14 protein-coding genes are annotated in these 19725 nt (G+C 65.5%); 10 read left to right on the top strand and 4 right to left on the bottom strand.

Annotation, left to right across the window (positions count from 1 at the left end; all coding sequences use genetic code 11):
- Window positions 1-18 precede the first annotated feature (18 nt).
- The gene (locus L810_RS02880; RefSeq protein WP_021156876.1) at window positions 19-1533 is read right to left on the bottom strand and encodes an MDR family MFS transporter; all 1515 of its coding nucleotides are present in this window, start codon (window positions 1531-1533) and stop codon (window positions 19-21) included.
- A 231-nt stretch (window positions 1534-1764) separates the two neighbouring features.
- Between L810_RS02880 and L810_RS02885 the strand changes: the two genes are divergently transcribed.
- The gene (locus L810_RS02885; protein ID WP_021156877.1) at window positions 1765-3324 is read left to right on the top strand and encodes a methyl-accepting chemotaxis protein; all 1560 of its coding nucleotides are present in this window, start codon (window positions 1765-1767) and stop codon (window positions 3322-3324) included.
- A 56-nt stretch (window positions 3325-3380) separates the two neighbouring features.
- Here L810_RS02885 and L810_RS02890 read toward each other — a convergent pair whose 3' ends face one another.
- Window positions 3381-5048, bottom strand: a complete 1668-nt coding sequence (locus L810_RS02890; protein ID WP_021156878.1) for an ATP-binding domain-containing protein — start codon at window positions 5046-5048, stop codon at window positions 3381-3383.
- Between the two features lie 126 nt (window positions 5049-5174).
- On the bottom strand, window positions 5175-6029 hold the full coding sequence (locus L810_RS02895; RefSeq protein WP_006485970.1) for a helix-turn-helix domain-containing protein: 855 nt from the start codon (window positions 6027-6029) through the stop codon (window positions 5175-5177).
- A 224-nt stretch (window positions 6030-6253) separates the two neighbouring features.
- On the opposite strand from L810_RS02895, the gene L810_RS02900 reads away from it, so the two are divergent.
- Both L810_RS02900 and L810_RS02905 read left to right on the top strand, forming a co-directional pair.
- Window positions 6254-7588 (top strand): NAD(P)/FAD-dependent oxidoreductase, encoded by a 1335-nt coding sequence (locus tag L810_RS02900; RefSeq protein ID WP_021156879.1) that lies wholly within the window; start codon window positions 6254-6256, stop codon window positions 7586-7588.
- Between the two features lie 82 nt (window positions 7589-7670).
- The gene (locus L810_RS02905; protein ID WP_021156880.1) at window positions 7671-8765 is read left to right on the top strand and encodes a potassium channel family protein; all 1095 of its coding nucleotides are present in this window, start codon (window positions 7671-7673) and stop codon (window positions 8763-8765) included.
- Between the two features lie 171 nt (window positions 8766-8936).
- Here L810_RS02905 and L810_RS02910 read toward each other — a convergent pair whose 3' ends face one another.
- Window positions 8937-9866: a LysR family transcriptional regulator gene (locus L810_RS02910; protein WP_021156881.1), complete on the bottom strand. Its 930-nt coding sequence runs from the start codon at window positions 9864-9866 to the stop codon at window positions 8937-8939.
- 310 nt (window positions 9867-10176) lie between these two features.
- Between L810_RS02910 and mdlC the strand changes: the two genes are divergently transcribed.
- The 7 genes from mdlC to L810_RS02945 all read left to right on the top strand — a co-directional run bounded on the left by mdlC (window position 10177) and on the right by L810_RS02945 (window position 19688).
- Entirely contained in the window at window positions 10177-11766 is a 1590-nt protein-coding gene (gene mdlC / locus L810_RS02915) for a benzoylformate decarboxylase (RefSeq protein WP_021156882.1), read from the top strand.
- 55 nt (window positions 11767-11821) lie between these two features.
- The gene (locus tag L810_RS02920; RefSeq protein ID WP_021156883.1) at window positions 11822-13273 is read left to right on the top strand and encodes an aldehyde dehydrogenase; all 1452 of its coding nucleotides are present in this window, start codon (window positions 11822-11824) and stop codon (window positions 13271-13273) included.
- 263 nt (window positions 13274-13536) lie between these two features.
- Window positions 13537-14883, top strand: coding sequence for an MFS transporter (locus L810_RS02925; protein ID WP_021156885.1), 1347 nt, complete (start codon window positions 13537-13539; stop codon window positions 14881-14883).
- 114 nt (window positions 14884-14997) lie between these two features.
- Window positions 14998-16170, top strand: a complete 1173-nt coding sequence (locus L810_RS02930) for a 4-hydroxybenzoate 3-monooxygenase (protein ID WP_021156886.1) — start codon at window positions 14998-15000, stop codon at window positions 16168-16170.
- 124 nt (window positions 16171-16294) lie between these two features.
- Entirely contained in the window at window positions 16295-17455 is a 1161-nt protein-coding gene (locus L810_RS02935) for an alpha-hydroxy-acid oxidizing protein (protein ID WP_042972977.1), read from the top strand.
- Between the two features lie 68 nt (window positions 17456-17523).
- Window positions 17524-18483 carry a helix-turn-helix domain-containing protein gene (locus L810_RS43860; protein WP_162175278.1) on the top strand — a complete coding sequence of 320 codons (960 nt, stop codon included), beginning with the start codon at window positions 17524-17526 and terminating at the stop codon, window positions 18481-18483.
- A 152-nt stretch (window positions 18484-18635) separates the two neighbouring features.
- Window positions 18636-19688 (top strand): carbon-nitrogen hydrolase family protein, encoded by a 1053-nt coding sequence (locus tag L810_RS02945; RefSeq protein ID WP_081080097.1) that lies wholly within the window; start codon window positions 18636-18638, stop codon window positions 19686-19688.
- The last annotated feature ends 37 nt before the right edge of the window (window positions 19689-19725 follow it).

The following is a 19725-nucleotide window of genomic DNA, read 5'->3' on the forward strand; positions in this document are numbered from 1 at the left end:
TCGCGGTTCATCGGCCAGTCAGTTGTGCTTGCGCAGCGACGCATCCTCGACGAACCACGCGAGCACGAACGCGATCGCGATGACCGTCGCCGCCGCGAGATAGACGACGTGCAGCGAGCCGGCGAACGCATGCAGGTACGCGTCGCGCACGGCATCCGGCAACTGGTGCACGGCGGCCGGGCCGAGCGCGGGCGGCAGCTCCGTGCCGGCCGGCAGCGCAGCCATCACCCGCGACTGCAGCCCGTGCGAGAACAGCGCGCCGAACGCCGCGACGCCGAGTGAGCCGCCGATCGAGCGGAACAGCGTCGCACCCGACGTCGCGACGCCCATGTGGCGGAATTCGACCGTGTTCTGCACGGCGAGTGTGAGCACGGGCATCACCATGCCGAGCCCGATCCCGAGCAGCGCCATGTACCCATACATCGTGTGCAGCGGCGTATCGAGCGTCAGTGTGGACAGCAGCGCCATCGCGACGCCGCCGGTCAGCGTGCCCAGGATCGGAAACATCCGGTACGAGCCGAGCCGCGAGATCAGCCGGCCGCTGACGACCGACGTCACGAGCATCCCGCCCATCATCGGCAACAGCTGCATCCCGGCCTGCGACGGCGTCGAACCCTTCACGACCTGCAGGTAAAGCGGAATGAACGTGACCGAGCCGAACAGCGCGATGCCGACGACGAAGCCGATCAGGCTGACCAGCACGAAGGTGCGATGGCGGAACAGTTCGAGCGGCATGATCGGCTCGGCCGCGAGCCGTTCTTCGTAAATGAAGCCGCCGATCGCGACGACGCCGAGCACGAGCGTCATCCACAGCTGCGGCGACGTCCACGGCAGCAGCGAGCCGCCTTCGCTCGTGAACAGGATCACGCAGGTGAGGGCGGTGGCGAGGAACGCGGCGCCCATGTAGTCGATCCGGTGCTTCACGTGCGCGGTGTGCGGCCGGAACGCGACGCCGATCACCGCGAGCGCGAGAAAGCCGAGCGGCAGGTTGATCGTGAAGATCCAGCGCCACGACAGGTGCTCGACCAGGAAGCCCCCGAGCAGCGGGCCGACGATCGTCGCGAGGCCGTACACGCCGCCGAACATCCCCTGATAGCGCGCGCGGCGATCGGGCGGCACCAGATCGCCGATCGCGGCCATCGTCACGACCATCAGGCCGCCGCCGCCGAGCCCCTGCAGCGCGCGCAGCACGATCAGCTGCGTCATGTCCTGCGCGACGCCGCACAGCGCGGAGCCGGCGAGGAACAGCACGATCGCGGCCTGCAGCACGATCTTGCGGCCGTACAGGTCGCCGAGCTTGCCGTACAGCGGCAGCACGACGGTGGACGACAGCAGGTACGCGGTGACGACCCACGACAACTGATCGAGCCCGCCGAGCTCGCCGACGATCGTCGGCAGCGCGGTCGACACGATCGTCTGGTCGAGCGCGGACAGCAGCATGACGAGCAGCAGCGCGGCGACGATCAGCCTGGTCGGCGCGTCGCGGCGGGCCGTTTCGGCGGCCGGCGGAGTGAGGAGGGTGTCGGTGGTCATCGATATATCTGCCATGGCAGGGAATTGGTTCGAACTATAACGATGGATAGTTGACCAGTCAATTTCTGCCCAGCCTCGATCTGTTGCAACCGTAACAGTAGATTGCCGACGCGAAAAATTGACCGGGATCAGCCGGAAAGCGGGGCCGGGCTCAAGTTTTTTGCAGGCAAACCGTAATACAGCGTGCTGCGGACCGATTGCCGCGGCACTTTTCACCGCTCACGTCCCGTCATGAACCTGAACGCCCTGTTTTCCCGTTTCTCGATCCGCACGCGGATCTTCTCCACGCTCGGCCTTGTCGCCGCGCTGCTCGTCGTGTCGGGGCTGATCGGCCTCGCCGGCATGCAGAGCTCGAACCGCGCGCTCGACGAGGCCTATACGCAACAGCTGGCGGCGAAGACCGCGCTGTCGGCGGCCAGTCTCAACCTGACGATCGTGCGCACGACGCTCGACCGCGCGCTGCTGCACCCGGAAGCGCCGGACGTGCCCGATCTCGTCAAGAAGGCCGAGAGTTATCTCGCGAAGGCCGACACCGCGTGGCGCGGCTACGCGTCGATGCCGCACGACGGCGACGAAGGCCCGCTCGCGAGCCGCCTCGATGCCGCGCGCCAGGCGCTGATCGGGCAGGCGCTGAAGCCGATGATCGACGCGGTCCGCGACGGCCGCCGCGACGAGGCCGACCGGCTGCTGATGTCGGTCGCGCCGCCGCTGTCGGTTGCGCTCACGCAGGCGACCGATGCGCTCGATGCGTACCAGGGCGCACGCGGCAAGGAGGTGTACGACACCGCGCAGACCTACTACGGCTGGATGCGTGCGGGCGCGATCGCGGGTATCGCGTTCGGCCTGGCCGCGTGCCTCGGCTGCGCGATCGGCCTGCATTACGCGATCACGCAGCCGGTGAACCGGCTGCTGTCGCATTTCCGCCGCCTGTCGGAAGGCGACCTGACGTCGGAAGTGCGCTGGTCGTCGCGCGACGAGATGGCCGAACTGGTCAACGGCGTGACCGGCATGCAGCGCAGCCTCGCGGACACCGTGCGCCAGGTCAGCCAGGGTTCCGAGGCGATTTCGACGGCGACGCACCAGATCGCGGCCGGCAACACCGACCTGTCGCAGCGCACCGAGGAACAGGCGTCCGCATTGCAGGAGACGGCCGCGAGCATGGAGCAGCTCACCGCGACCGTGAAGCAGAACGCGGACAACGCGGTGGAGGCGCAGGCCTGCGCGGACACCGCGAGCGAGATCGCCACGCGCGGCGCGACCGTGGTCGGCGAGGTGATCGGCACGATGAACGAGATCGACCAGAGCTCGCAGAAGGTCGCCGACATCATCGGCACGATCGAGGGGATCGCGTTCCAGACCAACATCCTCGCGCTGAATGCGGCGGTCGAAGCCGCGCGTGCCGGCGAGCAGGGCCGCGGCTTCGCGGTGGTCGCGGGCGAGGTGCGCACGCTCGCGCAACGCTCGGCGTCGGCGGCGAAGGAAATCCGCACGCTGATCGGCGAATCGGTCGAGCGCGTCGCGAACGGCTCGCGGCTCGTCGGCGTGGCCGGTACGACGATGCAGGACATTCAGCAGGCGATCGGCCGCGTGACGGGCATCATGACGGAGATCGCGGCCGCGTCGAACGAGCAGCGCGACGGGATCGAACAGGTGAACCGCGCGGTGTCGCAGATGGACCAGGTGTCGCAGCAGAACGCGGCGCTCGTCGAGCAGGCTGCGGCCGCGGCGGCTTCGCTGGAGGAACAGGCGGACGGGTTGCGTCGCGCGGTGGGGGCGTTCCGGGTGGCTTGAGCGACGGTGGGCGGAGACACGACGGGCGCTTGCCCGCCGGTCGCCCGCCGATTACGTCAGACGGCCGCGAGCTGCGCGGCCGCGCGCGACGACGCGACGATCAGCAGCTTCATCGTCGCGCGCGTCGCACCGACGAACAGCTTGCGCGCGGCACGCGCGTCGAGCGTGTCGAAGTCGACCTCGGTGAGGATCACGCACGGCGCCGACTGGCCCTTGAAGCGGTAGATCGAATCGAGCAGCACGTCGCCTTCGCGATATTCCGGGTTGCCGAACAGGTCGTACTTGCCGGTGAAACTCTTGAGCCGGTGCGGGCCGAGCTGGTCGAGCGGCGCGAGCACCGAGCCTTCGCGGCCGCGATACGACAGCACCGCGATGTCCTGCTTGCGAAAGCCAAGCGACAGCGCGTGCGTGATCGCCCGCTTGGTCGCGTCGACGCAGGCTTCGGCCAACGCGTCTTGCGACGCGCCTTCTTCCCCGTACGCCGACACCGACGGATCCGAACCGTCGAACGGGCTGCCCGAGCGCAGCTCGGCCGCGAGCGGCTCGACCCTGCCGACGATGTCGCGCACGAATTCGAGCAGGTCGCGCGGGCTCCGGTAGTTCGTGAGCGCCTTCAGCGTGACCCAGCCCGGCAGCGCGACGGGCTCGCGCATGTACAGGTTCTGCAGCGGATCTTCCAGCCACCACCATGCGCCGTCCGGCGCCAGCAGGCGTTCCAGCGCGGCCGCCCACGGCGCATGGAAATCCTGTCCTTCATCGACGACCAGCACGTCGAAGCGCCAGCGTTCGGAAATGGGCGTTTGCGCGAAGCGCGCCTCGAGCCGTTCGAATTCGCCGGGCACCTGGAAGTCCGGCGTATATCCGCCGTCGCGCGCGACCCAGTCGCACAGCTGGTGGTAATTCGCGATCTTCGCGCCGGGCGGCGCGATGCGCGTGATGTAGTCGGCGAGCGGCCGGTTGAAGCACACGTAGAGCACGCGCTTGCCGGCCGCGACGGCATCGCGCATCGCCTGCACCGCGAGCTGCGTCTTGCCCGAGCCGGCCGTGCCGGTGACGCGCAGCCGGAACGGCGCGAATTCGAGCTGGCGCGCCCATGCGGCGAGCCCGCCCGACAGCCGCGTGACAAGCGTGCCCGCCTGCCCGACGAGCGCGCTCGTATCGGGCGTGAGCGCGAGCTCGTCCGCGAGGAAATGGTGGAGTTTCGGCGCGTTCGGAAAGTGCTCGTCGTCCTCGGGCAGGATTCGCAGGATCACCTGCGCGAGCTGCGCCTTGCGCGACGCATCGACGATGCGGTCGGCGGCGACGCCGGCGATCGACGCGTCGCGGATCGAGTAGTCGGGGCAGTACAGCAGCGCCTCGACGCCGTAGACACCCGCGCCGAGCGCGGCCGTCAGGCGCCGGTGCAGCGTTTCCTGCGTGCGCGCGAGCTGGATCGGGACGTTGCGTTCCTTCTGCAGATAGACCTTGACGAGCCCCTTCGGCGTTTCACGCAGGAAGCCGGCTTTCTGCTCGATCAGCAGCACGCGGCCGGCCGGGCTCACGACGACGAACGCGGCCTCGCCGAACACCGAGAACGCCTGGTCGGCGCGCGTCCAGTGCACGCCGTGATACACGGTGTAGCCGTCGGGCAGCGCGTGTTCGAGGGCCGCGAGCGTTTCGCGCTCGCGTTCGGCCGCGCCGGTCGCGGCGAGGCTTTTCCAGTCGTCGGGAATGAGGCGGGCCATGGCGTCGGGCGGCGGATGCCGGCGTGGGCGTGAACGGGTGCGGCTATTGTACTGATCCACGACCCTGTTCACGACCGCCGTGCCGCGCGGACGATGGCCTTCCGGACGGGGAACGGCCCGGGGACGTTACCCGCGTGCGAGCCGTTTCGCGAGATCGGCGCTGAGGATCGCCATGCGCGCGGGTTTTTCGTAGCAGACGACGTCGAACGCGCGGATCACTTCGCTGATGTCGGCCTCGCTCGCGCGGCCGGTGAGCAGGTCGCCCGTCAGCACGAAGATCGGCGCGCCCGGGTTGTCGGACGTGCGCACGGCCTTGATCGCGGTGGCGGCCGTGCTGTCGTCGAACAGCCATTCGGTCAGGACGGCGTCGAACGCCTGGCCCTGCAGCGCGTCGACGAACGGCGCGAGGCCGTCGAATGCGGCCGTCGCGAAACCCTGGCGTTCCAGATAGCGGCACAGCTCGGTCGCGCTGACGCGATCGGGGTCGATCACCGCGACGACGAGCTTGTCGCTCTCCGCGCGGCGCGGATAGATCTCGATCTTGTGCACGTCGTACGCGTTCTGGTACAGCACGCCGGTGTGGCGCAGCACGCGCCAGCGGCCGTTCTGCTCATATGCGACGAATTCGGGGCGCGCGCCGGCTTCGAGCGGCGCGCCGATCCATGCGGTGCACGGAATCTCGGCGACGCCCGCATAAAGTACGGCCTCCTGCGAATAGGCGCCGACCATGCCGGGGTCGAGCGTTTGCGCGCCGAACAGCTGCGCGGCGGGTTCGCCGTACGCTTCGGCGACTTTCTTGATCTGCGCGAGCGTCCAGGGGCTGCTGCCGCGCAGCTTACGATGGCCTTGCGAAAAGCTCAGGTCGAGGATGCGGCACAGCTCGGTGGTCTGCTGGCGCTTGCCGATGCCGTTGCGGGTCATCAGCTCGCGCACGCGCTCGGCAACCGCGAGGGAATCCGTGGTGATTGCTTCAGTGGTCATGCTACGGGAACGGATCGTGACGTTCAGAACGACGCCTTGCGGCAGTCTCGACGGACAGTCTTCGTGACGTCCAGGGGCGAGCCGACCGGCCACGCGCGGAAAAGATAACTTTACCGCAAAATGGTCGTTATTCAGCGTGGTGAAAGGTGCGTTTGTGTGAAAGGTGTGTCACGACGTTACCACCGCCGCCCGTATCCGGATGCATTAACCCCTGACAGGAAACAATGACGACCACCTATCCGCTGCACGATACCCTGACCCTTGGCGATTCGCCATTCCCGGCCGACGCCGACGTCGTGATCGCCGGCGCCGGCATCATGGGCTGCGCAGCCGCGTATTACCTGGGTCTGCGCGGCCTGAAGGCCGTCGTGCTCGACAAGTCGCGTATCGCCGGGCAGCAGTCGACACGGGCGTGGGGCTTCGTGCGGCAGCAGGGCCGCGAAGCTGCCGAGGTGCCGCTGATGATGGCCGGCATGCGGATCTGGGAAGCGTTAGAGGAAACCCTCGGTTTCGATCTCGAATGGCGGCAGGGCGGCTGTCTTTATATTGCGGACAACGAAACGGACTGGGCGTCGTTCAACGCTTGGCTCGCGGTCGCGCGCGAACACGGACTCGACACGCGCACGCTGACGCGCGCGCAGATCGACGAGCGCGTCAGCGGCCTTTCGCCGCAGGCACGCACGCTCGGCGGGCTGTATACCGCGACCGACGGGCAGGCCGAGCCGCGCCGGGTGGCTGCCGCGTTCGCCGCGCGTGCCGTCGAGGCCGGCGCGCGCTTCTTCGAAGGCTGCGGCGTGACCGCGATCGAGACGGCCGGCGGCGCGGTGGTCGGCGTCGTGACCGAGCGCGGCACGATCCGCACGCGGCGCGTGATCTGCGCGGCGGGCGCGACCAGCTTCCGGCTGCTCGACGGCGTCGGCATCCGGCTGCCGCAGCAGGCCGTCCGCGGTACCTGTATGCGCACCAATGTGGTGCCGCCGGTGTCGGCATCGACGGTGTGGGGGCACGGCCTCGGCATCCGGCAGCGCAAGAACGGGGCGATCAATCTCGCCGACGACATGCAGGTCGACGTCGACCTGACGCTCGGCCACCTGCGCGGGTTGAGCCTGTTCTGGCCGGAGTTCTGGTCGCAGCGCGACAAATTCCGGCTGCACGTGAACGGGGCTGCCTGGCGCGATGCGCTTGCGCGCATCAACGGTGCGACCGGGCCGATCGAGCCGCGCGATCCGCAGCCGCAGCCGAATCGCGCGCATGCGCCGCGTGCACTCGCGAAACTCAAGACGATCTTTCCCGCGCTGAAGGACGCGCAGATCGTCGAGGCCTGGGCCGGCCTGATCGACGTGCTGCCCGACGGCATTCCGGTGATCGACGCGCCGGGCACGCCGTCCGGGCTCGCGATTGCGACGGGGTTCTGCGGCCACGGTTTCGCGATGGGGCCGATCGTCGGGCGGCTGCTTGCCGAATGGATCGACACCGGCGCGCCGTCGCTCGACCTGTCGGCGTTTCGCGCGCAGCGCTTCGTCGACGGCACGATGGTGCGGCCGCGCAGCATGCTGTAACGGACAAATCGATGCGATGACGTCGGCCGGTCGCGGCCGACCCATCGTAGAATCGAGCCCGCATCCTTCAGGAGATTCCCCGTTGGCATCGCCCTCCGCCCAGCGCCGCTCGTTGCGCTCACGCCTGCGTCGCGCGCGCAATCCGTGGCAGGCGCCGCGCGCACGCACGCTGTTCACGCGTCCCGCGACGTCGCCGCGCCGCACGCTGCTGTTCCGTCTCGGCGCGGTCGTGCTGCTGTGCACGCTCGCGTTCCTCGTGCTGTATCTCGATCGCGACGGGTTGCGCGATTCGACCAAGAGCACGCCGATGACCGTCGCCGATCTCGTGTACTTCACGATGGTCACGGTCGCGACGGTCGGCTACGGCGACATCGTGCCCGTCACCGCACGGGCGCGACTCATCGATGCGTTCTTCATCGTGCCGATCCGCATCGTCATCTGGTTCATTTTCCTGGGCACGGCCTATCAGTTCGTGATCCAGCGCGTCGTCGAGGAATTCCGCATGAAACGCCTGCAAAAGCAATTGTCCGATCACATCGTCGTATGCGGTTATGGCCTGTCGGGCTCGATCGCGGTGCGCGAATTGCTCGAGAGCGGTGTCGATCCGGCGACGGTCATCGTGATCGATTCGCAGCAGCAGGCGCTCGAGGCCGCGACGTCGCTCGGCGTGACGGGGCTGCTCGGCGATCCCGCGCACGAGGATCTGCTGCAGCAGGCGCAGGTGCGTTCGGCGAAGGCGGTGATCATTTCGGTGACCGACGATCCGACCGCGATCCTGCTGACGCTGTCGGTGCGCAGCATCGCGCCCGATACGAAGATCGTCGTCCGGATCCAGGAGAACCTGTACCAGCGGCAACTGCGGCAGGCGGGCGCCGACGTGATCGTGTCGTCGACGAAGATCGGCGCGCTGCTGCTCGCGGACGCCGTGCATAGCCGCTATATCGTGCCGTTCGTGAACGACATGCTGTCGACGCGCGGGCGCGCGACGCTGCTGGAGCGCGAGGCGATGCCGCAAGAGGTCGGCTGCATGACGAACGTCGTGCCGGGTGCGATCGTCGTCGGGCTCGATCGGTGCGGGAAGATTTTTTCGTTCTACGAGGATCCGCCTTGCAGGATCGAGGCAGGGGATACGCTGGTTGTGATTCAGTCGGCGCGGATTCCGGATCCGGATGTGTGATGCTTGAACCAATGCATTTTCATCAGGATTCCCTGGGTGGCGACTGCTGGCGACGGCGCATCGACGTGCAAACGCGGCGCCAGACCCGGGCTGACTTCAATTGAACAAGGCGGGGTGTGCGTCGGGTCATGCCAAAACGCACGAATCGCGGGCACGCCCGATTCACGGCCATCAAGACAGGCTTTGCCCGTCCTTGCGCAAAGATCCCGTCAGGTGACGCAATTCGTCCAGCAGCTTGACGGCGGGCGCGGGTAGCGTGCCACGCCGGCGCCGGAATGCCGTCAACGTGCGTTGCGCATCCAGGCCTTCGATGTCCAGCGCGTCAATGACGCCAGCCTTGCTTTCGGTGTCGTACATCGGCTCGGCCATCCATGAGACGAAGCCGCATCGTGCTACCAGGCTTTTGAGCACGGTCACCGAACGGGTCTCGACTGCAATGGCCGGCATCGGCAGACCGCGGGCCCTGAAGGTCTCCTGCATGTGGGCATAAGGTCCGGTTCCCTTGGGCGTGAGTGCCCACCGTTGTGTCAGTGTGTCTTCGAGGCGAAGACCGCGCGTCGAGCGCAACGGATGATCGGTCGCCGCGACCACGAAACTCCGGTCGGTCCATGAACAATCGGAGAGCGCAGCGACCTCGTCGGTTTCGATTCCCGAGGTGCAGAGCGCCAGGTCGATCTCGTAAGCGAGCAAACCCTCGACGAGACGATCCCACACGCCTTCGATCACCTCGACGCGCAGGTTGGGCCATTTCTCGAGCACGCACGCGATGGCCATCGGCAGCACGAGGCTCGCGATGCTGCCCACCGCGCCCACCTTGATGACGCCTTTCGCGAGGCCGCGCATCGCGTCCAGTTCCTCGCGCGCCTGTTCGGCTTCCCGTTGCAGCAACATGGCATGCGGCATCAATGCCTCGCCCAGCGCGGTCAGCTGCATCCCTTTCGTGTGGCGCTCGAACAGCGGCGCCCCGACCGATTCCTCGAGCCGCTTGATCGATCTGCTCAGCGCGGGCTGGGTCATGTCGAGCAGCGTCGCGGCTCGTCCCAGGCTACCGGCGGACACGATCGTCGTGAACATCGTCAACTGCTGCAGATTGAAACTCATCGCGGCGAACCTGATTGAAAGGGAATAAAGGGGGGCGAGCAGGGTCCCGGGTTGGACGGCGCTAGGTGTCTTCCCTGAAAGGCACCGCCGCGTACGCTCGCGGCGGCTGCCGGAAAACCGGTGCTGGCGGCGCTCAGCCCCGCCCGGTAAGGCTTCCGGCCTGAATGGGCCCGTCAGGCCACTCGGTGATGCCATGCTTAAATGTAATGACTTTGAGCATTATTGGCAATTTTCAAACAAGGTATCGAATCCCATACTGCGGCTCATCCAATCACCGCCAGCCCGAATGGCGAACCGCAGAGGATTCGAGATGCAACGAAACACAAGTGGGCAGCCGACCGTTCGCGATGCCGTCGTGGACTTGATGCGGCGCCTCGGCATGACGTCCGTGTTTGCCAATCCCGGCTCGACCGAACTGCCCATGTTCCGCGACTTCCCGGAGGATTTCCGGTACGTGCTGGGCCTGCAGGAAGCGGTCGTGGTCGGCATGGCGGACGGGTATGCCCAGGCGACCGGCAACGCCGCGCTGGTCAACCTGCATTCGGCGGCCGGCGTCGGCAACGCGATGGGCAACATCTTCACGGCGTTCAAGAACCGCACGCCGCTGATCGTGACCGCCGGCCAGCAGGCCCGCTCGATCCTGCCGTTCGACCCGTTTCTGTCGGCATCGCAGGCAACAGAGTTGCCGCGCCCCTACGTGAAATGGAGCATCGAACCGGCTCGTGCCGCGGATGTGCCGCTGGCGCTCGCCCGTGCGTACCACGTGGCGATGCAGGAGCCGCGTGGCCCGGTGTTCGTTTCCATTCCGGTCGACGACTGGGATCAACCGGCCGGCTTCGTCGAGGCGACACGGGTCAGCACCCGGTCCCGCCCCGATCCGGAACGGATCGCGGAGATCGGCGATGCGCTGGATCACTGCCAGCGGCCGGCCATCGTCGTCGGCGCGGAGCTCGATCGCGCCGATGCCTGGAGCGAGGTTATCCAGATTGCCGAGCGCCACAACGCGCGGGTTTATGTTGCGCCGATGTCGTCGCGCTGCAGCTTCCCTGAAGATCATCGGCTCTTCGCCGGATTCCTTCCGGCGATGCGCGAAAAAATCGTCCGGATTCTGCACGGGCATGACCTGATCTTCGTCGTCGGGGCGCCGGCGTTTGCGTATCACGTCGAAGGCAGTGGGCCGCATGTGCCTGACGGTGCGGCGTTGTACCAGCTCATCGACGATCCGGCCACCGCCGCGTGGACGCCGGTCGGCACGTCGGTGGTGGCGAACATTCGCCTGGGGCTTGCGGACCTGCTCGCCCGTCGGGCGCCGCGAGGCCGGCCGCTGCCGGCGCCTCGCGAGGCCGTCGAGCGCGCCGAGCCCTCCGCGGTCATGTCGGTCGCCTATGCGTTGCAGACGCTGTCCGAGGTCCGCCGCGCTACCGATATCGTGGTCGAGGAGGCGCCCAGTTCGCGCCCCGTCATGCAACGTTATCTGCCGTTCACGCGCAGTCAGACGTTCTACACGATGGCAAGCGGCGGTCTGGGCTACGGCATGCCCGCCGCGGTGGGCGTCGCGTTGGCCAGACCCGGCAGCCGCGTGATCGGCCTCATCGGCGACGGCTCGGCGATGTATTCGCCGCAAGCGATCTATAGCGCGGTCCAGCTCGATCTTCCGATCACATTCGTGATCCTGAATAACTCGCGCTACGCCGCCTTGCAGGAATTCGCGCCCGTGTTCGGCTTCGCCGCATCGGATCCGGTACAGGGCACCGACCTGCCAGGGCTGGATTTCGTTTCCCTGGCCAACAGCATGGGGTGCGAAGGCGTTCGAGTGAGCGACGCGCTGTCGCTGAAGCCCGCGCTGGAAGACGCGTTGTCTTCGGGAAAAACACGCGTCGTCGAAATTGTCGTGGCCTGACCGCGAGCCGGTGATTCGGCAGGCCGGTTTTTCAAGAATATTCCAGGAGACGGTAATGAATCAGGTAACGATGTTGATCAACGGCGAGCGTGCGATGGCTCGCGACGGCGCGACATTCGAGCGCCGCAACCCGCTCGACGACGCGGTTGCCTCGACGGCGCCGGCCGCGACGGTCGCCGATGCACAAGCGGCGGTGCATGCGGCGGCCGCCGCGTTTCCCGCATGGTCGGCGATGGGCCCCGGCGAGCGACGCGCTCTACTGAATCGGGCCGCGGATGCGCTCGAAGAAAAAGGCGACGCGTTCGCGCTGGCAATGGCAACCGAAACGGGCGCGTCCCGCCTGTGGGCGGATTTCAACGTCAAGCTTGCGGCCGACGGGCTGCGCGAAGCGGCTGCGATGATCACGCAGATTTCGGGCGAAGTGATTCCGTCCGATGTGCCCGGCAGTCTCGCACTGGGCGTTCGGCAGGCCGCCGGCGTCGTGCTCGGGATCGCGCCGTGGAACGCGCCCGTCATCCTGGGCGTGCGTGCGGTTGCGTTGCCGCTGGCGTGCGGCAATACCGTCGTGCTCAAGGGTTCCGAAATTTGCCCCGCGACCCACGGCCTCATCATCGAGGCATTGCAGGACGCGGGACTGCCGCGTGGCGTCGTGAACTTCGTCACGAACGCGCCGGCGAATGCCGGCGACATTGTCGAAGCGCTGATTGCCGAGCCTGCGGTCAGACGGGTGAACTTCACGGGTTCGACGCGCGTCGGCCGCATCATCGCGACCCAGTGCGCGAAGTATCTGAAGCCTTCGGTACTTGAACTCGGCGGAAAGGCGCCGTTTCTGGTGCTTCACGATGCCGATCTCGACGCCGCCGTGCAAGGCGCGGCATTCGGCGCGTTCGCCAATTCCGGCCAGATCTGCATGTCCACCGAACGCATCGTCGTCGACACGGCGATCGCCGATGAATTCGTCGCGCGTCTGGCCGAGAAGGCGAAGAGCCTGCCGCTTGGCGATCCGAGAAAGGGCCCGGCCGTCCTCGGCTCCGTCGTGGACATGGCGACCGTCAGGCGATGCAATGACCTGATCGACGACGCGCTGGCGAAAGGCGCGACCCTGGTGTGCGGCGGGAAATCCGATACCACGCTGATGCCGGCCACGTTGCTCGATCACGTGACGGCGGACATGCATATCTACCGGGAGGAGTCGTTCGGGCCAGTCAAGGCGATCGTCCGCGTCGATGGAGACGACGAGGCCATCGCATGCGCAAACGACAATGAATATGGTCTGTCGGCGGCGGTCTTCAGCCGTGATGTCGCGCGGGCGTTGACGGTAGCGAAGCGGATCGAGTCCGGGCTTTGCCACGTCAATGGCCCGACGGTTCACGACGAGGCGCAGATGCCGTTTGGCGGGATGAAGTCCAGTGGTTTCGGGCATTTCGGCGGCAAAGCCGGAGTCGCGGAATTTACCGATTTGCGCTGGATCACCGTGCAAACGACGCCTCGTCACTATCCGTTCTGATCGTTGCCGCGGTCAGCGCGCGTGATGCTCGCCATGGATGCGATGGGCTTCCGGATGGTGGGCACGAACACAATAACAACCCGATACCGTTGAGATGCCTTCGCTCCTGGAACGACGAGCGATCGGCTTAAGGAGACTGCAATGCCTGTCATCAATTTCGAGTCGTCGCTCGATCGCACCTGGTTCGAGTCCGACCGTCACGTCGGAAAACGAATTGCTCAGGACTGCGATTCGAACTTCGCTGGCCGGGCCGGGAGCGCGAAATGAACGATCGTAATCCGCGTCTGCCGACCGTAGACATCGGCCGCACCCTCGACGATGGGCCGTTCTCGGCGTTCCAGCGAACGGTCGTCCTGCTCGCCGCACTTGCGATCGTGATGGATGGATTCGATGGGCAACTCATCGGGTTCGCCATTCCCAGCCTGATCAAGGAATGGGGCATCACGCGCAACGCATTTGCGCCCGCCGTTGCCGCCGGCCTCGTCGGCATGGGCATCGGCAGCGCGTTCGCCGGGCTGTTCGCGGACAGGTTCGGTCGGCGCTGGGCGATCATCGGGAGCGTGCTGGTATTTGGCCTGGCGACGAGCTCGATCGCGCTGTCGCCGGACGTCACGACCATTGCGATCCTGCGCTTTTTCGCGGGATTGGGTATCGGCGGCGCACTGCCGAGCGCGACGACCATGACGGCGGAATTTACGCCTGCTCGCCGGCGGACGCTCGCCGTGACCGCAACCATCGTGTGCGTACCGCTGGGGGGCATGCTTGCGGGGCTGTTCGCGAGCGTCGTGCTTCCGCATTACGGCTGGCGCGGGCTCTTTCTGATTGGCGGCACGCTTCCCGTCGCACTGGCGCTCCTGCTGTATTTCGTCATGCCGGAATCGCCACGTTATCTTGCGCGTCATCAGGAACGCTGGAACGAACTGCGTCACCTGTTGACCCGCATGTCCCGCTCGGTTCAGCCGGGCGCCGTGTTCGCCGATCAGAAGGAACAGAAGGCGGTACAGCGTCCAGGCTTTCGTGCGCTGTTCGCGGACGGTCAAGGCCGCGACACGATTGCAATCTGGGTCGCTTTCTTCATGAACCTGATCGCGGTCTACAGCGCATTCAGCTGGCTGCCGACGATGCTTGCAGGGGAGGGGCTCAGCCCTTCGGTGGCGGGTTCGGGTCTTACCGCCTACAACCTCGGCGGCGTATTCGGCGCAATAAGCTGCGCGGTGGCAATCGGTCGGTTCGGATCACGCTGGCCTTTGCTCGTCTGTTGCCTGATGGCGTGCGCGAGCGCACTTTTCCTGCGCGGTCTCGACGTCTCTGCCCACACGACGCTGCTCGTGTTCGGAATCGGGTTGCACGGTCTGTTCGTGAACGCGGTTCAGTCGACGATGTATGCCCTTTGCGCGTATGTCTATCCCACCGAGATTCGCGCGACCGGGACCGCATCCGCGCTCGCGTTTGGGCGGCTCGGCGCGATTCTCAGCGCGTTCGCGGGGGCCTTCGTGATCACGCAGGGTGGAGCGTCTGCGTACCTGGGCATGCTGGGCGCCGCGATGGCGATGGTGTTCATCTGCCTGATGATCGTGCGTCGCCATATTCCGCCCATCAAGGGCGCTTGAGATCAGTGTCGAGGGTGACGTAGGTTACGCGCTCCGCGCAGAGCACGTAACGACGTCGCTCATGTTCAACCGAATGACGGAAAGCGTCTGACAGTACCTTCAGTTGGAGATAGCATGCGCACTCAAGTAGGCATTATTGGCGCCGGTCCTGCCGGCCTCCTTCTTTCTCATCTTTTGCATCTGAAGGGTATCGAGTCCGTCGTGCTCGAAAGCCGCGGACGCGAGCAGATCGAATCGACGATCAGGGCGGGTGTACTCGAGCAGGGGACGATGGACCTGCTCGAAGCGTCCGGTGTCGGTGAACGAATGAAGGCGGAAGGTGCGTTGCATCACGGCTTTGAACTCGCGTTCGACGGAAAGCGGCGGCGCATCGACCTCAAGGCGTTGACCGGGCGGGCCATCACCGTCTATGCGCAGCACGAAGTCATCAAGGATCTGGTGGCGGCTCGCGTTGCCGCGGGCGGCTCTATCCTGTTTGGTGTCGCGGATGTCTCGCTTCACGACGTCGACACGTCGGCCCCGTCGATACGGTTCGTGCATCAAGGGCAATCGCATACGCTGGACTGTGATTTCGTGATCGGATGCGACGGTTCGCAAGGGGTGTCCCGTTCGGCGATTCCCGAGAGCGTTCGCCGCGATTTCGAGCGCGTCTATCCGTTCGGTTGGTTCGGCATTCTGGTCGAAGGTGCGCCGTCCGCGGACGAGCTGATCTATGCGCGTCATGATCGTGGTTTTGCATTGGTCAGCACTCGTTCGCCGACAGTTCAGCGCATGTATTTCCAGTGCGACCCGAAAGATTCAGTCGACAACTGGTCCGACGACCGGATCTGGGCCGAAATGCATGCACGTGTCGACTCCGCCGATGGTCAATGCGTTGTCGACGGGAAGATTTTTCAGAAGAATATCGTCGGCATGAGGAGCTTCGTCTCGACGACGATGCAGCACGGCCGACTGTTTCTTGCCGGCGACGCCGCTCATATCGTTCCTCCTACCGGAGCAAAAGGTCTCAACCTGGCAGTCTCCGACGTACGGATCCTGAGCAGCGGACTCGACGCGTATTACCGGACCGGCGATGAAGCGCAACTCGCTTCGTACAGTGAGCTTGCGCTGAAGCGGATCTGGCGCGCCGAGCATTTCTCCTACTGGATGACCCGCATGATGCATCGCCTCGACGATGCCTCGCCGTTCGAACAGCAGTTGCAGGTTGCCGAGCTCGAGCATGTGACCACGTCCGAGACTGCGGCGAGGTCCATGGCGGAAAACTATGTCGGTAGCGTGGTCGTCTAGCTTTCGACTTTGCGTCGTTACTCGGCTGTCGTCGGCATCGAACGGTCGAGAGAGACGCGCGAAACCGGCGTGCAGCGCGCCTCGAACTTTTCGCATCACGATTCAATCTGACAGTACCTCAATCATGACAACAGGATTTCCCGGCATTTTCTCCGTCAGCGACTATCGTGACGCAGCCAGACGGCGGCTGCCACGCATGGTGTTCGACTATCTGGAAGGCGCGGCTGACGATGAGTCGGGATTGACGCATAACCGTTCGGCGTTCGACGGATTGCAGTTGTTGCCGCGCCGGCTGTCGGATGTCAGCACGCGAGCGCAGTCGATGACGCTCTTGGGCCGGCGGATTCCATTACCGCTGGTGATCGCGCCGACGGGCCTCAACAGCGCGTTCTGGCCCAAGGGCGACCTCGCGCTTGCGCGCGCGGCGGGCAAGGCCGGTATTCCGTTTGTGCTATCGACGGCTTCCAACATGTCCATCGAAGAGGTGGCAAAGGGGGCCGACGGAGAACTGTGGTTCCAACTGTACGTCGTTCATCGCAACCTCGCGAAGAGCCTGGTCAATCGTGCCCGCTCGGCGCGCTATTCGACCCTGATCCTTACCACCGATGTCGCGGTCAACGGCTTTCGCCGACGCGATCTTCGCAACGGCTTTGCGATGCCGTTCAAGGCCAGTGCACGTGCGGTCGTCGACGGACTGTCGCACCCGCGCTGGCTTTGGTCTTACCTGATGAACGGCATGCCGGAGCTGAGGAATTTCGCGACGGACGATGCATCGGATACGGCTTCGCAGGCCGCGATCCTGCGCCGGCAGATGGATGCGAGTTTCGGTTGGGACGACCTGCGCCGTCTGCGGGACGAATGGCCGGGCAAACTCCTCGTCAAGGGCATCGTGACGGCCGACGATGCCGCGCGGTGTGTCGCGCTCGGCGCGGACGGCGTCATCGTTTCGAACCACGGCGGCAGGCAACTCGCCGACCTGCCGGCGACAGCCGACGTGCTGCCGGACATCGTCGAGCGCATCGCGGGCGCGACGGTCATGCTCGACAGCGGCATACGGACGGGGGCCGACGTCGTCAAGGCGATCGCGCTGGGAGCCCAAGCCGTGATGCTGGGGCGCGCTACGTTATACGGGTTGGCGGCCAGAGGGGAAGCCGGCGTGAGCGACGTCATCGAGATGATCAAACGGGAAACGGACCGGACGCTTGCCCTCATCGGTTGTCGCTCGGTGGAGGCGCTCGATCGCGGCTACGTTTCGAAGCGGCCGTCCTGGGGTATTGCGCATTGACGCCGGATTTTGGATGCGCAATGGTCCGGGATAACGCTCTCGCGTATCTGCCACCGGAACCTCGTGCCATGAATCAAGTGACGACCACGGATCATTACCATCGTGACGACAGGCTTCTGGCATGGTCGGATCAGGTTCGGGCCAGTTGCGTCCCGATGGTTTTCAGGACCGAATCCGGGCAGGGATTTCATGGCGAGATTTCCAGCGTGGACACCGACGGCGTGTGTGTGTCGCGGATCTCGGCGGTCGATCACGTCGCGGCACATGACTGGGACGAAGTGCGGCGCACGGCGGACGACTACCTGCTCGTGTCGATCCAGACCGAAGGGCGAGGCGCGATCGAGCAGGATGCCCGCACCGCGTTCGTCGGCCCCGACGACATGGTGCTGTTCGATTCGTCGCGCAGTTTCGTCTGGCATTTCTCCGGACAGCATTACACGATCCGCTTTCCCCGCAAGGCACTGGAGAAATGGGTGCCGTGCGGCCGGCAGCACACCGCGGTGAGGATTCCCGCGGCCACCGGGGTACGCCGGATCGCCGCGGACCATATCGCGTCCCTGCACCGGGCGCTTTCGGCGGACGAAGGCGCCATGACCGGTTGCGAGCGGCTTGGCGATGTGTCCGCGAACCTGGTCGCGCTGGCGTTGGCGGATTATTTCAACACGGTTTCGCTGCCCAAATCCAACGTGAAAGAGATGCATCTGCTTCGCGCACGTGCGTTGATCCATGACCGTATTCGCGAACCGGAACTCGGACCCGAACAGATCGCCGACGAACTGGGGGTATCGAGCCGTTATCTTTACCGGCTGTTCGCCGAGGTCGGAGAGTCGATCGGCGAGATCATCTCTACGGCCCGACTCGACGGATGCGGCGAGTGGCTTCGGCAACGCGCGTACGCTAACCGCTCGATTACCGATATTGCGATGGCTTGGGGTTTCAATAATGCATCGCATTTCAGTCGCACGTTTCGACGTCGCTTCGGCATGTCCGCGCGCGACTACCGTGCGACGCATCGCGACGTTGGTTGAATCGCCCCTGAGCGGGCCGCGCGATAATCCCGCCGGCTGGCAGCATAAGTAAAAATCCTGTTCTGTCAGAGTCAAGCGTCCGCCATATTGGCCCCGGACACTTCCTCTACAACGTTGCGGGCGTCCCGTCCCGCGAGTCGTGGAGGAGTATCTTGGCTCTCAACCATCCCCAATATAAGGCGGCTGTCGTGCAGGCCGCCCCGGCGTTCCTCGATCTTCAGGCCGGAATCGAAAAGTCCATCCGCCTGATTGAAGAGGCGGCGCAGGCCGGCGCCGCCCTGATCGCCTTTCCCGAAGTGTGGCTGCCCGGCTACCCGTTCTACATCTGGCTCGGCACCCCGGCCTGGTATATGAGCAAGGGCTATGTTCAGCGCTACTTCGACAATTCGCTGAGCTACGACAGTCCGGAAGCCGATGCGCTGAGGGACGCAGCGAGGAAAAACCGCATCACGGTCGTGATGGGCCTCTCGGAGCGCAAGGGCCATTCGTTGTATATCTCCCAATGGATCATCGGCCCCGACGGCGAAACCCTGCTGCAACGACAGAAACTCAAGCCCACCCACCTCGAACGGACGGTTTTCGGTGACGGGGAGGGCAGCGGCCTGACCGTGATCGACAGTCCGTTGGGCAAGCTCGGCGCGCTGTGTTGTGCCGAACACGTGCAGCCTTTGACCAAAGCCGCCATGTACGCGCAAGGCGAACAGGTCCACGTTGCCGCGTGGCCGAGCTTTTCCCTCTATGAATTCGCCAGCGCATTGAGCTACCAGGTGAACAACGCGGTTTCGCGGACCTATGCCGTCGAAGGCGGATGCTTCGTCCTCGCGCCGTCGACAGTCGTCACCGAGGAGATGGTCGAGCATCTTTGCGACACCGAGGACAAACGTCAGCTGTTGCGGGCGGGCGGTGGCCATAGCGTGGGATACGGGCCCGACGGGGCGGAGCTGTTCGACAAGATCGACGAAACCGCGGAAGGCCTGCTCTACGCCAATATCGATCTCGGCACGCAATCGCTTTCGAAGTGCGTTTTCGATCCTGTGGGGCATTACTCGCGGCCCGACGTGCTGCGATTGCTGATCGACCGGCGACCGCGCCCCCCTGTCGCCGAGATACTCGACAGAACGCCGACGGAGACGGCCGCCGATGATCCCGCTTCATCGGACGGCGACTGCCCGTCCGGGTTGGCGGGAAGCGGCGGAGATCGGTAGCGGGACCATCGGGCTCGCCATGTCGTTCCATGGCGGG

This window comes from Burkholderia sp. AU4i (genome assembly GCF_000466765.1).
In the GTDB taxonomy this organism is placed as follows: Bacteria; Pseudomonadota; Gammaproteobacteria; order Burkholderiales; family Burkholderiaceae; genus Burkholderia; species Burkholderia cepacia.

Coding starts and splice junctions, on each gene's coding strand:
- L810_RS02880 (WP_021156876.1), bottom strand. CDS start 1,533: ATGACCACCGACACCCTCCTCACTCCGCCGGCCGCCGAAACGGCCCGC.
- L810_RS02885 (WP_021156877.1), top strand. CDS start 1,765: ATGAACCTGAACGCCCTGTTTTCCCGTTTCTCGATCCGCACGCGGATC.
- L810_RS02890 (WP_021156878.1), bottom strand. CDS start 5,048: ATGGCCCGCCTCATTCCCGACGACTGGAAAAGCCTCGCCGCGACCGGC.
- L810_RS02895 (WP_006485970.1), bottom strand. CDS start 6,029: ATGACCACTGAAGCAATCACCACGGATTCCCTCGCGGTTGCCGAGCGC.
- L810_RS02900 (WP_021156879.1), top strand. CDS start 6,254: ATGACGACCACCTATCCGCTGCACGATACCCTGACCCTTGGCGATTCG.
- L810_RS02910 (WP_021156881.1), bottom strand. CDS start 9,866: ATGAGTTTCAATCTGCAGCAGTTGACGATGTTCACGACGATCGTGTCC.
- mdlC (WP_021156882.1), top strand. CDS start 10,177: ATGCAACGAAACACAAGTGGGCAGCCGACCGTTCGCGATGCCGTCGTG.
- L810_RS02920 (WP_021156883.1), top strand. CDS start 11,822: ATGAATCAGGTAACGATGTTGATCAACGGCGAGCGTGCGATGGCTCGC.
- L810_RS02925 (WP_021156885.1), top strand. CDS start 13,537: ATGAACGATCGTAATCCGCGTCTGCCGACCGTAGACATCGGCCGCACC.
- L810_RS02930 (WP_021156886.1), top strand. CDS start 14,998: ATGCGCACTCAAGTAGGCATTATTGGCGCCGGTCCTGCCGGCCTCCTT.
- L810_RS02935 (WP_042972977.1), top strand. CDS start 16,295: ATGACAACAGGATTTCCCGGCATTTTCTCCGTCAGCGACTATCGTGAC.
- L810_RS43860 (WP_162175278.1), top strand. CDS start 17,524: ATGAATCAAGTGACGACCACGGATCATTACCATCGTGACGACAGGCTT.